Annotated in this window: 11 protein-coding genes; 6 read left to right on the forward strand and 5 right to left on the reverse strand. The window is 67.8% G+C overall.

All coding sequences use genetic code 11. The features are described from left to right. Positions 1-13: 13 nt before the first annotated feature. The 4 genes from secD to queA all read right to left on the reverse strand — a co-directional run bounded on the left by secD (position 14) and on the right by queA (position 5,197). Entirely contained in the window at positions 14-2,044 is a 2,031-nt protein-coding gene (gene secD / locus U4Z64_RS10895) for a protein translocase subunit SecD (protein WP_044844021.1), read from the reverse strand. A gap of 106 nt (positions 2,045-2,150) precedes the next feature. After that, positions 2,151-2,474: a preprotein translocase subunit YajC gene (gene yajC, locus U4Z64_RS10900; protein WP_006476868.1), complete on the reverse strand. Its 324-nt coding sequence runs from the start codon at positions 2,472-2,474 to the stop codon at positions 2,151-2,153. A 231-nt stretch (positions 2,475-2,705) separates the two neighbouring features. Continuing rightward, complete coding sequence (gene tgt / locus U4Z64_RS10905; RefSeq protein WP_321819933.1) at positions 2,706-3,905, reverse strand: tRNA guanosine(34) transglycosylase Tgt; 1,200 nt, start codon at positions 3,903-3,905, stop codon at positions 2,706-2,708. Positions 3,906-4,129: 224 nt separating this feature from the next. Then, positions 4,130-5,197, reverse strand: a complete 1,068-nt coding sequence (gene queA, locus U4Z64_RS10910) for a tRNA preQ1(34) S-adenosylmethionine ribosyltransferase-isomerase QueA (RefSeq protein ID WP_044844023.1) — start codon at positions 5,195-5,197, stop codon at positions 4,130-4,132. A gap of 167 nt (positions 5,198-5,364) precedes the next feature. On the opposite strand from queA, the gene recG reads away from it, so the two are divergent. The 6 genes from recG to ubiA all read left to right on the forward strand — a co-directional run bounded on the left by recG (position 5,365) and on the right by ubiA (position 13,564). After that, positions 5,365-7,704: an ATP-dependent DNA helicase RecG gene (gene recG / locus U4Z64_RS10915; RefSeq protein ID WP_321819934.1), complete on the forward strand. Its 2,340-nt coding sequence runs from the start codon at positions 5,365-5,367 to the stop codon at positions 7,702-7,704. A gap of 137 nt (positions 7,705-7,841) precedes the next feature. Further along, positions 7,842-8,801, forward strand: coding sequence for a hydrogen peroxide-inducible genes activator (locus U4Z64_RS10920; protein WP_044844025.1), 960 nt, complete (start codon positions 7,842-7,844; stop codon positions 8,799-8,801). 550 nt (positions 8,802-9,351) lie between these two features. Continuing rightward, positions 9,352-11,538: a catalase/peroxidase HPI gene (katG, locus tag U4Z64_RS10925; RefSeq protein ID WP_321819935.1), complete on the forward strand. Its 2,187-nt coding sequence runs from the start codon at positions 9,352-9,354 to the stop codon at positions 11,536-11,538. A 105-nt stretch (positions 11,539-11,643) separates the two neighbouring features. Continuing rightward, complete coding sequence (locus U4Z64_RS10930) at positions 11,644-11,799, forward strand: hypothetical protein (protein WP_185500316.1); 156 nt, start codon at positions 11,644-11,646, stop codon at positions 11,797-11,799. Positions 11,800-11,919: 120 nt separating this feature from the next. Further along, a complete protein-coding gene (dpsA, locus tag U4Z64_RS10935; RefSeq protein WP_044844027.1) occupies positions 11,920-12,408 on the forward strand; it encodes a non-specific DNA-binding protein DpsA in 489 nt (162 codons plus the stop codon). Positions 12,409-12,691: 283 nt separating this feature from the next. Further along, positions 12,692-13,564 carry a 4-hydroxybenzoate octaprenyltransferase gene (gene ubiA / locus U4Z64_RS10940; protein WP_124487971.1) on the forward strand — a complete coding sequence of 291 codons (873 nt, stop codon included), beginning with the start codon at positions 12,692-12,694 and terminating at the stop codon, positions 13,562-13,564. A 102-nt stretch (positions 13,565-13,666) separates the two neighbouring features. On the opposite strand, the gene proC is transcribed toward ubiA, so the two are convergent. Then, complete coding sequence (gene proC / locus U4Z64_RS10945) at positions 13,667-14,479, reverse strand: pyrroline-5-carboxylate reductase (RefSeq protein WP_321819936.1); 813 nt, start codon at positions 14,477-14,479, stop codon at positions 13,667-13,669. Positions 14,480-14,482 lie beyond the last annotated feature (3 nt).

A 14,482-nucleotide genomic window follows, 5' to 3' on the forward strand; every position in this document is an offset into this window, starting at 1 on the left:
CGTCTCCGGGGCCTTATTGGGTCGAGCCCGGTTTCTTCGGCGACACGCCTTGCTGCGCGCGGTTGCGCAGCTGCGGCTTGCCGGCGCGCGGTGCGTCGCCCTTCGCGGGTGCGGCGAGCTTCGCGGCGCGCGCGGTGTCGGTCGATTCGTCGGCCGCGCCGAACGCTGCACCGGCGGCGCCGGCCGTGGCGCCTTCCGGCTTCCACACCTGGCCGATCGCGAGCGACTTCAGCTTCTTGCGGCCGCCGTACCAGAGGTTGACGATCCCGCGCGAGAAGAACACCGCGGAGAACATCGACGTCAGGATGCCGAGACAGTGCACGATCGCGAATGCGCGAACCGGGCCCGAGCCGAACGCGAGCAGCGCGAGGCCGGCGATCAGCGTCGTGACGTTCGAGTCGAGAATCGTCGCCCACGCATGCGCGTAACCGGCCTGGATCGCGAGCTGCGGCGGCTGGCCGGCGCGCAGTTCTTCACGCACGCGCTCGTTGATCAGCACGTTCGAGTCGATCGCCATGCCGAGCGCGAGTGCGATAGCGGCGATACCGGGCAGCGTCAGCGTCGCCTGCATCAGCGACAGCACCGCGACGAGCAGCAGCAGGTTCACCGACAGGCCGATCACCGAGATCACGCCGAACAGCATGTAGTACGCGATCATGAACACGGCGATCGCGCAGAAGCCCCAGATCACCGAGTGGACGCCCATCTTGATGTTGTCCGCGCCGAGGCTCGGGCCGATCGTGCGTTCCTCGATGATGTCCATCGGTGCGGCGAGCGAACCGGCGCGCAGCAGCAGCGCGAGGTCGGCCGCCGCCTGCGGCGTCGGCTGGCCGGTGATCTGGAAGCGGTCGCCGAGTTCGGATTGGATCGTCGCGACCGTCAGCACCTCGCCCTTGCCCTTCTCGAACAGCACCATCGCCATCGGCTTGCCGATGTTCTCGCGCGACACCGCGCGCACCGAGCGGCCGCCCGCCGAGTCGAGGCGGATGTTGACCGACGGACGCTGGTGTTCGTCGAAGCCGGCCGACGCATCGATGATGCGGTCGCCGGTGAAGATCACGTCCTTCTTCAGCAGCACGGGCGCCTGGTTGCCCTGCGTGAACAGCTCCTCGCCCGGCGGCACGGGGTCGTTCGGGTTCGGGTGCGTGTTGAGCGGATCGGCGAGGCGCGCCTCGAGCGTCGCGGTGCGGCCGATGATGTCCTTCGCCTTCGCGGTGTCCTGCACGCCCGGCAGTTCGACGACGATACGGTCGCTGCCCTGCTGCTGCAGGATCGGCTCGGACACGCCGAGTTCGTTCACGCGGTTGTGGAGCGTGGTCAGGTTCTGCTTGAGCGCGGCGTCCTCGACGGCCTTCTGCACGGCCGGCGTGAACGTGCCGACGACTTGCGTGCCGCCGCCGCCGGGCTGGGTCGCCCATTGCAGTTCGGTGACCGACGCGGCGAGCACCTTGCGGGCGTCTTCGGCCGTTTGCGCGTCGCTGAAGTTGACGACGACGGACTGGTCGACGCGGCTCACGCCGCCGTCGCGGATGTTCTTGTCACGCAGCAGCGCACGGGCGTCGGACGCGTCGGAGTCGAGCTTCTTGGTGAGCGCGCCCGTCATGTCGACCTGGAGCAGGAAATGCACACCGCCGCGCAGGTCGAGGCCGAGATACATCGGCAGGGCATGCAGCGCGGTCAGCCAGCGCGGCGACGCGCTCTGCAGGTTCAGTGCGACGACGTACTGCGGATCGTTCGGGTCGGTGTTCAGCGATTTCTGCAGCAGGTCCTTGACGCGCAGCTGCGTATCGGTGTCCTTCAGGCGCACGCGGATGTTCGCGTTGGACGCCGTGTTCTCGAAGGTGACGTCGTCCGGCGTGATCTGCGCGGACGCGAGCGCGGATTCGACCTGGGTCAGCGTGGTCGAGTCGAGCTTGACCGTGGCCTTGCCGCTCGACACCTGCACCGCCGGCGCTTCACCGAAGAAGTTGGGCAATGTGTACAGAAGGCCGATGGCGAGCGCCACGACCATCACGACATATTTCCAGAGTGGATAACGATTCATGAGGGGGCCGAACGGGTGGTTGGCGTGAAAGCGTCGCGTCCGGCGCCGCGGCGGCCCGCGCTGTCAGGCGGGCACGGCGCGGGGAGCCGGACGCTCGGTGAAAACCTTACAGCGACTTGATCGTGCCCTTCGGCAGAATGGTCGTGACCGCAGCCTTCTGCACGGTGATTTCGGTGCCTTCGGCGATCTCGACGCCGATGTAGCCTTCGGTGACCTTCGTCACCTTGCCGACGAGGCCGCCGCTCGTGACGACCTCGTCGCCCTTCGCCATGGCCGCGAGCATGTTGCGGTGTTCCTTCTGGCGCTTCATCTGCGGACGGATCATGATGAAGTACAGCACCGCGAACATCAGGATGAGCGGCAGGAAGCTCATCAGGCTCGATTCGGCGCCACCGGCGCCTTGCGCGAAGGCATTGGAAATGAACGGCACGTTGGTCTCTCCGTAGGGGAAGATCGAAAAATAAGCCGGTTATTCTACCACCGGCCCCATGCGCGAACGGCTCGGCAAATGCGCTTTCGGATCAAGCTGTTAAGCGTGAAACGACACCGTTGCGACTCGTTTGGAAAGGCAATTGTAATGTTTGGCGGTCGCGACCGGCACTCAGAACGCATTATTTAGTACACGTCCTATGTGACGGGCGCGCTGCGGGCCGCCGGCCCGTCAGTCGACCCCTCTCGCGCGATCCTCCACGAAGCGCTGGCGGAATGCGTCGAACGTATGGGTCTCGATCGCGTCGCGGATCTCGCTCATCAGCTGCAGGTAGTAGTGCAGGTTGTGGATCGTGTTGAGCTGCGCGCCGAGGATTTCGCCGACGCGGTGCAGGTGATGCAGGTACCCGCGCGAGAAGTTCTGGCACGTGTAGCACGTGCAGCTCGCGTCGAGCGGCTTCAGCGAGTTCTTGTGCGTCGCGTTGCGGATCTTCACGTCGCCGAAGCGCGTGAACAGCCAGCCGTTGCGCGCGTTGCGGGTCGGCATCACGCAGTCGAACATGTCGATGCCGTTCGCGACGCCCTCGACCAGGTCCTCCGGCGTGCCGACGCCCATCAGGTAGTGCGGCTTGTGGGCCGGCAGCTTCGGGCCGACGTGCCGCAGCACCCGCATCATGTCTTCCTTCGGCTCGCCGACCGACAGCCCGCCGATCGCGAGGCCGTGGAAGCCGAGCTCCGACAGGCCCGCGAGCGATTCGTCGCGCAGGTCCTCGAACATCCCGCCCTGGACGATCCCGAAGAGCGCGTTCGGGTTGCCGAGCCGGTCGAACTCGTCGAGCGAGCGCTTCGCCCAGCGCAGCGACATCCGCATCGACTCGGCCGCTTCCTTGTGCGTGGTCGGCACGCCGTTGGTCGCGTACGGCGTGCATTCGTCGAACTGCATCACGATGTCCGAGTTCAGCACCTTCTGGATCTGCATCGACACTTCCGGCGACAGGAACAGCTTGTCGCCGTTGATCGGCGACGCGAACGTGACGCCGTCCTCGGTGATCTTGCGCAGGTCGCCGAGCGAGAACACCTGGAAGCCGCCCGAGTCGGTCAGGATCGGCTTGTTCCAGCCCATGAAGCCGTGCAGGCCGCCATGCGCGTCGATCGTGTCGAGGCCGGGGCGCAGCCACAGGTGGAACGTGTTGCCGAGGATGATCTGGGCCTTGATCTCGTGCAGCTCGCGCGGCTGGATCGCCTTCACGGTGCCGTACGTGCCGACCGGCATGAAGATCGGCGTCTCGACCACGCCGTGGTTGAGCTTCACGCGGCCGCGGCGCGCATGGCCGTCGGTCGTCAGCAGTTCGAATTCGAGCCCGTTCGCGGGGCGGTCCTGCACGGGGGCGTGCGGATGAGCGTGCGTATCGTGGGATGAACCTTCGGTCATCGCGTCATTCTCCTTGCCACCGGAAAACAGTCCGGCGCACGTTGGAAACGCCGCCGGGCAACCGGCGGCGGGGAAAAGCGGGTGCGCGCCATCGTAGCGCGTACCGCAGCAAAACGGGGGCGACAGCGCGGGGACAACGGCGCGACGCGCGACGGCGCGAAGCGCAGCTGCCGCTGCGCGGTCGCGGGCCGGCGCGGGCCGGCGTGTCGTCGCGCCTGGCGCGCTTACGCGCGCGGCGCCTCCGGCGTATCGCGCCGCGTGAGCAGCATCGCGTCGCCGTAGCTGAAGAAGCGGTAGCGTGCGTCGATCGCGTGCCGGTACGCGGCGCGGATCGTCTCGACGCCCGCGAACGCCGACACCAGCATCAGCAGTGTCGACTTCGGCAGGTGGAAGTTCGTGACGAGCCGGTCGACGATCCGGAAAGCGTAGCCGGGCGTGATGAAGATGTCGGTCTCGGCCTGCGTCGCCGCGAGCGGGCGGCCGGCTTCGTCGGCGCTGCGCGCCGCGGCTTCGAGCGCGCGCATCGAGGTCGTGCCGACCGCGATCACATTGCCGCCGCGCGCGCGGGTCGCGGCGATCTTGTCGACGAGCGACTGCGGCAGGTCGTACCACTCGCTGTGCATCTTGTGCTCGGCGATGTTGTCGACGCGCACCGGCTGGAACGTGCCGGCGCCGACGTGCAGCGTCAGCGTCGCGCGCTCGACGCCCATCGCGTCGAGCTGCTCGAGCAGCGGCTGGTCGAAATGGAGCCCGGCCGTGGGCGCGGCGACCGCGCCCGGATTGCTCGCGTAGACGGTCTGGTAGCGCGTTTCGTCGGTCGCGTCCGGATCGTGCTCGATATAGGGCGGCAGCGGCAGGCGGCCGAACTGCTCGATCAGGTCGAGGCACGGCTCGGGGAAGATCAGCGTGAAGAACGGCTCGACGCGCTCGCCGACCGTCACGTCGAACGCGTCGGCGAGGCGCAGCGTCGTGCCGGCGCCCGGCGACTTGCTCGCGCGGATCTGCGCGAGCGCGGTGTGCGTGCCGGTCACGCGCTCGATCAGTACCTCGATCTTGCCGCCGCTGGCCTTCTGGCCGAAGAAGCGCGCCTTCAGGACCTTGGTATCGTTGAACACGAGCAGGTCGCCGGGCGCGATGCACGACGGCAGCTCGGCGAAGCGGCGGTCGACGAGGCGCGCGGGCTCGACGGTGCCGTCGACCTCGAGCAGGCGGCTCGCGGTACGGTCGGGCAGCGCGGTTTGCGCAATCAGCTCGGGGGGCAGATTGAAATCGAAATCGGAAAGCGTGAACATGCGGGCTGGTTCGAAACGGCCGGCGGGCGCCGCCGACAAGGCGGAAACCCATGAATGGAGCGCGCGAGCCGCTATGATGGCGGGATGCGCGGCCTGGCCGGCGTCGTTCGTTCGGACGACGTGAAAGCCGCTATTGTACTTGCCTTGCGAAGCACCCAGACGATCCGATGCCTGTGTCACCACGCCGTTCCACCGCCGCCGTTGCCGATTCCGCCGATCCGTTCGACGCGGACGATGCCGCGTTGCCCGCGCGCAGCGCGGGGGAGCACGAGCCGCCGCGCAGTATCGCGCCGCGCCGCACGGGCCCGAAGCGCGGTGCCGACGGCCGGCTCGCGCAGCCGGCCGCGGCCGCGCCCGACGCCGAACCGGGCGCGGGCAGCGACGAGGCGGGCGCAGCGGGACAATCCGGTGCGAAACGCAAGAAGAAGCCGGCCGCCGACAAACCCGTGAAGACCGTCGACAAGCTCGCGAAGCTCGGCCTCACGCGCTCGATCGATCTCGTGCTGCATCTGCCGATGCGCTACGAGGACGAAACCACGCTCACGCCGATCGGCGAACTGCTGCCGGGCGGCATCGCGCAGACCGAAGGCGTCGTGTTCGACAACGAGGTCGCGTACCGGCCGCGTCGGCAGCTCGTCGTGAAGATCCAGGACGACGACGGCGAGCAGCTCGTGCTGCGCTTCCTCAATTTCTACGGCTCGCAGGTCAAGCAGATGGCCGTCGGCCAGCGGCTGCGCGTGCGCGGCGACGTGCGCGGCGGCTTCTTCGGGATGGAGATGGTGCATCCGGCCGTGCGCGTCGTCGAGGCCGATGCGCCGCTGCCGCAGGTGCTCACGCCCGTCTATCCGAGCACGGCCGGCGTGTCGCAGGCGTATCTGCGCAAGGCGATCGAGAACGCGGTCGAGCGCACGCCGCTGCCCGAGCTGCTGCCGCCCGAGATCGAGCGCGACTACCTGAAGCCGCTCGGCGTGCCGACGCTCGCGCAGGCCGTGCGCATCCTGCACCACCCGGCCGTCGATTCCGACGAAGCCGCGCTGATGGACGGCTCGCATCCGGCGTGGACCCGCATCAAGTTCGAGGAGCTGCTCGCGCAGCAGCTGTCGCTCAAGCGCGCGCACGAGGAGCGCCGCACGCGCGCGGCGCCCGCGATGCCGCGCCGCGCCGCGACCGATGCCGATGCGCTGACCACACGCCTTTACGCGGCGCTGCCGTTCACGCTGACGGGCGCGCAGTCGCGCGTTGTCGACGAGATCGCGCACGACCTCACGCTCGCGCACCCGATGCAGCGGCTGCTGCAGGGCGACGTCGGCAGCGGCAAGACGGTCGTCGCGGCGCTGGCGGCCGCGCAGGCGATCGACGCCGGCTACCAGGCCGCGCTGATGGCGCCGACCGAAATCCTCGCGGAACAGCACGCGCGCAAGCTGCGCGCGTGGCTCGAACCGCTCGGCGTCACGGTCGCATGGCTCGCGGGCAGCCTGAAGGCGAAGGAGAAGCGCGCGGCGATCGAGGCCGCGGCGCTCGGCACCGCGCAGCTCGTGATCGGCACGCACGCGATCATCCAGGACACCGTCGAATTCGCGCGGCTCGGCCTCGTGATCGTCGACGAGCAGCACCGCTTCGGCGTCGAGCAGCGTCTCGCGCTGCGTGCGAAGGCCGCGAACGCGGCCAACGGCGCGCGCGATTTCCAGCCGCACCAGTTGATGATGTCGGCCACGCCGATCCCGCGCACGCTCGCGATGACGTATTACGCGGACCTCGAGGTGTCGACGATCGACGAGCTGCCGCCGGGCCGCACGCCGGTGTTGACGCGCCTCGTCGGCGACGCGCGGCGCGAGGAGGTGATCGCCCGCGTGCGCGAGGCCGCGCTGACCGGCCGCCAGGTGTACTGGGTGTGTCCGCTGATCGAGGAGAGCGAGACGCTGCAGCTGCAGACGGCCGTCGAAACCTATGAAACGCTGGCCGCGGCACTGCCCGAGCTGAAGGTCGGGCTCGTGCACGGGCGGCTGTCGCCGGCCGACAAGGCGGCCGTGATGGAGGCCTTCACGCGCAACGACGTGCAGCTGCTCGTCGCGACGACCGTGATCGAAGTCGGCGTCGACGTGCCGAATGCCTCGCTGATGGTGATCGAGCACGCGGAGCGCTTCGGCCTCGCGCAGCTGCACCAGCTGCGCGGCCGCGTCGGGCGCGGCACCGCGGCGTCGGTGTGCGTGCTGCTGTACACGGGCCCGCTGTCGCTGACCGGCCGCGAGCGGCTGAAGACGATGCGCGAGACGACCGACGGCTTCGAGATCGCGCGGCGCGACCTCGAGATCCGCGGCCCCGGCGAATTCCTCGGCGCGCGCCAGTCCGGCGCGGCGATGCTGCGCTTCGCGAACCTCGAGACCGACGGCTGGCTGATCGATCCGGCCCGCGACGCGGCGGCGCGGCTGATCGCCGCGTATCCCGACGTGGTCACGCAGCATCTCGCCCGCTGGCTCGGCGCGCGCGAGCAATATCTGAAGGCCTGATTCGCGCATTCAGGGTCGGATTTAAAACCGCCATTCAGCGCTGATTCGGCGTGTTGCGATACAGAGAAACTTGGCGAACCGGTGCCAACGGGTGTATAAATTAAACCTATCGCCTGTATATCCCTGATTGACCCACAATGACCCTGACTGAATTGAAATACATCGTCGCGGTCGCGCGCGAACGGCACTTCGGTCGCGCGGCCGAAGCGTGCTTCGTGAGCCAGCCGACGCTGTCGGTGGCGATCAAGAAGCTCGAAGACGAGCTCAACGTGCAGATTTTCGAGCGCGGCGCGAGCGAAGTGAGCGTGACCCCGATCGGCGACCAGATCGTCACGCAGGCGCAGCGCGTGCTCGAGCAGACCTTCGCGATCAAGGAGATCGCGAAGCAGGGCAAGGACCCGCTCGTCGGCCCGTTCCGGCTCGGCGTGATCTACACGATCGGGCCGTACCTGCTGCCGACGCTCGTCAAGCAGATGATCCAGCGCGTGCCACAGATGCCGCTGATGCTGCAGGAAAACTACACGCTGAAGCTGCTCGAACTGCTGAAGCAGGGCGAGATCGACGCCGCGATCATGGCGCTGCCGTTCCCCGAAACCGGCCTGATGGTGCGGCCGCTGTACGACGAGCCGTTCGTCGTCGCGCTGCCGGCCGGCCATCCGTGGGAGAAGCGCGAGGAAATCGATGCCGAGGACCTGAAGCAGGAAACGATGCTGCTGCTCGGCAACGGCCATTGCTTCCGCGATCACGTGCTCGGCGTGTGCCCGGAGCTGATGCGCTTCTCGCAGACGGCCGACGGCATCCAGAAGACCTTCGAGGGCTCGTCGCTCGAAACCATTCGCCACATGGTCGCGAGCGGCGTCGGCATCACGGTGCTGCCGCGGATGTCGGTCGCCGAGGTTGGTCCGCGCGCGAACGGCCCCGACGCCGAGTTGCTGTCGTACGTGCCGTTCAACGAACCGGTGCCGGATCGCCGCGTCGTGCTGGTGTGGCGCAAGAGCTTCACGCGGATGCCCGCGATCGACGCGATCAGCGAGGCGATCGCCGCGTGCGAGCTGCCGGGCGTCGCGAAGCTCGACATGCCGGCGACGATGAACTGAGTGAACTGATCAGGGAGCAGTGCTCCCGAGGCAGGCGGATGAACGGGGTCTGGCGACCCCGTTTATTTTGCCTATCGAATAGATAAAATTTATTAAATTCAAAATATCGATAGACGTAATTAGAATCATTTCCATGGATTGCGTCGGATCGGCGGTTCGATTCGCACGTTGAATGCAAGCGTCAAAGGAGGATGTCATGATGCGGTCGGTACTGCAGCACGCGCAGCGGAACATCCCGTCGCGCGACGAGGTCGTCAATCGTGCGAGGGCCGCGGCCCGGAGCCTGCGCCCGATTGCGTTCGCGTACCTGGCGGACCGTACGTATGGCGGATGAGTGCCGTTGCATGCCGGTTCGGTGTTCCCCGACTCACCGCCGTTCAGCCATGAGGGAGCGTTGCATGTCCGAAGTCCCGCAACCCGCATCGAAGGCCGCGCGGCCTGACACCCCGTAGTACGACAGGATCAACCTGTTCCGTTTCATCCCCCCGCAATGCTCCATGAACCGCGCCCGGCAAGTGGGGGCTTACGAGTCAAGCAAAGGAGAAAAAGCATGTCGACCGAATCGAAGTGTCCGTTCAACCATACGGCGGCCGGCGGCACGTCGAACAGGGACTGGTGGCCGAACCAGCTCAATCTCAACATCCTGCACCGGCACTCGGCGCTGTCCGATCCGATGGACAAGGATTTCGACTACGCGGAAGCGTTCAAGAAGCTCGACCTCGCGGCGGTGAAGCGCGACCTGCAGGCGCTGATGACCACGTCGCAGGACTGGTGGCCGGCCGACTTCGGCCACTACGGCGGCCTGTTCATCCGGATGGCCTGGCACAGCGCCGGCACGTACCGGACCGCCGACGGCCGCGGCGGCGCGGGCGGCGGGCAACAGCGCTTCGCGCCGCTGAACAGCTGGCCGGACAACGGCAACCTCGACAAGGCGCGCCGGCTGCTGTGGCCGATCAAGCAGAAGTACGGCCGCAACATCTCGTGGGCCGACCTGATGATCCTGACCGGCAACGTCGCGCTCGAATCGATGGGCTTCAAGACCTTCGGCTTCGCGGGCGGCCGCGTCGACACGTGGGAACCGGACGACGTCTACTGGGGTTCGGAAAAGATCTGGCTGGAACTGAGCGGCGGCCCGAACAGCCGCTACTCGGGCGACCGTGATCTCGAGAACCCGCTCGCGGCCGTGCAGATGGGCCTCATCTACGTGAACCCGGAAGGCCCGGACGGCAACCCCGACCCGGTCGCGGCGGCCCGCGACATCCGCGAGACGTTCGCGCGGATGGCGATGAACGACGAAGAGACGGTTGCGCTGATCGCCGGCGGCCACACGTTCGGCAAGACGCACGGCGCCGGCCCCGCCACGAACGTCGGCCCCGAGCCGGAAGCGGCGGGCATCGAGCAGCAGGGCCTCGGCTGGAAGAGCACGTACGCATCGGGCAAGGGCCGCGACGCGATCACGAGCGGCCTCGAAGTCACGTGGACGTCGACGCCGACGAAGTGGAGCAACGACTTCTTCAAGCACCTGTTCGGCTATGAATGGGAACTGACCAAGAGCCCGGCCGGCGCGCACCAGTGGGTTGCGAAGGGCGCCGACGAGGTGATTCCCGATGCGTTCGATCCGGCGAAGAAGCATCGCCCGACGATGCTGACGACCGACCTGTCGCTGCGTTTCGACCCGGCCTACGAGAAGATCTCGCGCCGCTTCTACGAGAACCCGGCCGAGTTCGCCGACGCGTTCGCGCGCGCCTGGTTCAAGCTGACGCACCGCGACATGGGTCCGCGTGCGCGCTATCTGGGCCCGGAAGTGCCGGCCGAGCACCTGCTGTGGCAAGACCCGATCCCGGCCGTCGACCACCCGCTGATCGACGCCGCCGACGTCGCGGCGCTGAAGGCGAAGGTGCTCGCGTCGGGGCTGTCGGTCGCGCAGCTCGTGTCGACCGCGTGGGCGTCGGCTTCCACGTTCCGCGGTTCGGACAAGCGCGGCGGCGCGAACGGCGCGCGCATCCGCCTCGCCCCGCAGAAGGACTGGGAAGTGAACCAGCCGGCGGCGCTTGCCGCGGTGCTCGAGACGCTCGAAGGCGTGCAGAAGGCGTTCAACGATGCGCAGACGGGCGGCAAGAAGGTGTCGCTCGCCGACCTGATCGTGCTCGCCGGTGCAGCCGGCGTCGAGCAGGCCGCGAAGAACGCGGGTGTCGCGGTGACGGTGCCGTTCGCACCGGGCCGGATGGACGCGTCGCAAGAGCAGACCGACATCGAGGCGATGGCCGTGCTCGAGCCGGTTGCGGACGGTTTCCGCAACTACCTGAAGCACGCGTACAAGACGCCGGCCGAGGCGCTGCTGGTCGACAAGGCCCAGCTGCTGACGCTGAGCGGGCCGGAGCTGACGGTGCTCGTCGGCGGCCTGCGGGTGCTCGGCGCGAACGTCGGTGACGCAAAGCACGGCGTGTTCACCGATCGTCCGGGCTCGCTGACCAACGACTTCTTCGTGAACCTGCTCGACATGGGCACGGAGTGGAAGCCGGTGTCGGCCGCGAACGACGTGTTCGAAGGGCGCGACCGGGCGACGGGCCAGGTCAAGTGGACCGGCACGCGCGTCGACCTGATCTTCGGTTCGCACTCGCAGCTGCGGGCGCTGGCCGAGGTGTACGGCAGCGCCGACGCACACGAGAAGTTCGTGCGCGATTTCGTCGCGGCCTGGAACAAGGTGATGAACCTCGACCGCTTCGACCTCGCGTGAAAGTCGCGATGCGCTGACGCAGTCACGCTGTAAACGTGAAACGGCCGGTCGCACGACCGGCCGTTTTTTCTTCCGATTCAAGGTCTTGTCGAAGGAGTGACGACCATGACGCAAATGATGCTGAACATGCGCGCCGCGTTCACGCCGGCCGAGCTGGCGCGCCGTATCGTCGGTTTCGCGATCGTCATCGGCGGGGCGGCCGAGCTGGTCGCGCAGGCGCTGCACGCGCTCGCACCGCTCGTGTCGAGCGCCGGCGGCTGAGCGCAGCGAATCGCGCGCCGCGCTAGACTGGCACGTCGCGAACGGCTGCCGCACGGCGCGGCATGCGGATTGCTCGACGCGTTTTCGCCGGTTCAACATTTCGAATGAGGAGTCCCGAAGATGGCCAGGAAAGGCAACGCCACGCAGATCAACATCGGCATCAGCGACAAGGACCGCAAGAAGATCGCGGACGGCCTGTCGCGTCTGCTCGCCGATACGTTTTCGCTGTACCTGAAGACCCACAACTTCCACTGGAACGTCACGGGTCCGATGTTCAACACGCTGCATCTGATGTTCGAAGAGCAGTACAACGAACTGTGGCTCGCGGTCGACCTGGTCGCCGAGCGCATTCGCACGCTCGGCGTCGTCGCGCCGGGCACGTTCGCGGATTTCGCGAAGCTGTCGTCGGTGCCGGAAGCGAACGGCGTGCCGGCGGCCGAAGAGATGATCCGCCAGCTCGTCGAAGGGCACGAGACGGTCGTGCGCACTGCGCGCGAAATCTTCCCGATCGCCGATGCGGCGAGCGACGAGCCGACCGCCGACCTGCTGACGCAGCGCCTGCAGACGCATGAAAAGACCGCGTGGATGCTGCGGTCGCTGCTTGCCTGAATCCGGCGTGACCGGCCGTGCGTCGTGCGGCCGGTGTCAACTGGGCGGTGTCCCGAAGTCGAAGCGGGGTCGGATTGCCCGCATCGGCATCGAATGTCGGGCAGGGCGGGTCCCGCCCCCCCATGCATCTGTCCCCTGATTGACGTATGCGGCTGCTCGGCCGCGTGCAGCGGGCCCGAGCAGTCTGCGCGCGTGCCGCCGCACCCGGCTGCGGGCCGTCCCGACATGACGCGAACCGCCGCTCGGCTCTAAAATGCCGGGATTCTCTTCCCGGTGGTTCGCCATGCTCGCCCGCTTTCCCCTGTATCTGCGGCTCGTCCGGATGGACAAGCCGATCGGCAGCCTGCTGCTGCTCTGGCCGACGCTCAACGCACTGTGGATCGCGTCGGACGGTCATCCGCGCTGGCCGCTGCTGGTGATCTTCGCGCTCGGCACGCTGCTGATGCGCTCGGCCGGCTGCGCGATGAACGACTATGCCGACCGCGATTTCGACCGCCACGTGAAGCGCACGGCCGACCGGCCGCTGACGTCGGGCAAGATCCGCGCATGGGAAGCCGTCGCGATCGCGGTGGTGCTGTCGTTCATCGCGTTCCTGCTGATCCTGCCGCTCAACACGCTGACGAAGGAGCTGTCGGTCGTCGCGCTGTTCGTCGCAGGCTCGTACCCGTTCATGAAGCGTTTCTTCGCGATTCCTCAGGCGTATCTCGGCATCGCGTTCGGCTTCGGCATCCCGATGGCGTTCGCGGCCGTGCAGGACACGGTGCCGATGCTCGCGTGGGTGATGCTGGTGGCGAACATCTTCTGGTCGGTCGCGTACGACACCGAATACGCGATGGTCGACCGCGACGACGACATCAAGATCGGCATTCGCACATCCGCGCTGACGTTCGGCCGCTTCGACGTCGCGGCCGTGATGGCGTGCTATGCGGTGACGCTCGGCATCTACGTGTGGATCGGCGTGACGCTCGGCTTCGGTCTCGCGTACTGGGCCGGCTGGGCCGCGGCGGTCGGCTGCGCGCTGTATCACTACACGCTGATCAAGGATCGCGAGCGGATGCCGTGCTTCGCGGCGTTCCGGCACAACAACTGGCTCGGCGGCGTGCTGTTCGCGGGGATCGCCGTGCATTACCTGCTGGCGGGGCCGGCTGCCAATTGAAGCGGTACGGGCGCCTCGCCGGCGCGCGATGCCAACAAAAAAGCGGCCGCGGCCGCTTTTTTTGTTGGCGCGGCCGGGCACGTCCGGCCGACGACGCGGCGCTTACGCGCGACCGAGCTCGTCGCCCATTTCCTTCGCGCGTGCCTCGGCTGCGAGCGCGCCGCGCACGATCGCTTCCTTCACGCCTTGCGCGTCGAACGACGCGAGCGCGGCGGCCGTCGTGCCGCCCTTCGACGTCACGCGCTCGCGCAGCACGCTCGCCGGTTCGCCCGATTGCGCGGCGAGTTGCGCGGCGCCCGCGAACGTCGCGACCGCGAGCGCGCGGCCCTGTTCGTCGTTCATGCCGAGGCGGCGCGCGGCTTCCTGCAGCGCTTCGATGAAATAGAACACGTACGCCGGGCCGCTGCCCGAGATCGCCGTGACCGCGTCGAGCTGCGCTTCGTCGTCGAACCAGACGATCTCGCCGACCGCGCCGAGCACGTTCGACGCGAGCTCGCGACCGGCCGCGTCGACGCGCGGCAGCGCGGCGAGGCCCGTCACGCCCATGCCGACCAGCGCCGGCGTGTTCGGCATCGTGCGCACGACGCGTGCGTAGTCGCCGAGCCAGCGGGCGAGGTCGGTGCCGCGGATGCCGGCCGCGATGCTGATCACGAGCTGCGACTTCAGGTGCGGCGCGAGCGCCTGCGCGACGTCCTTCAGCACCTGCGGTTTCACCGCGAGCACGATCGCGTCGTAGTCCGCGAGCGTCGCGTCCACGGCCGCGCCGGTGCGGATGCCGAACTGCTGCGCGGTGCGCGCGCGGGCGTCTTCGTTGACGTCGATGGCATACAGGCCGTCAGCGGCGACGCCGCGCTTGATCAGGCCGCCGATCAGGGCCGCGGCCATGTTGCCGCCGCCGATGAATGCGATTTTCATGGT

This window comes from Burkholderia sp. BCC1996 (assembly GCF_905339955.1).
In the GTDB taxonomy this organism is placed as follows: Bacteria; Pseudomonadota; Gammaproteobacteria; order Burkholderiales; family Burkholderiaceae; genus Burkholderia.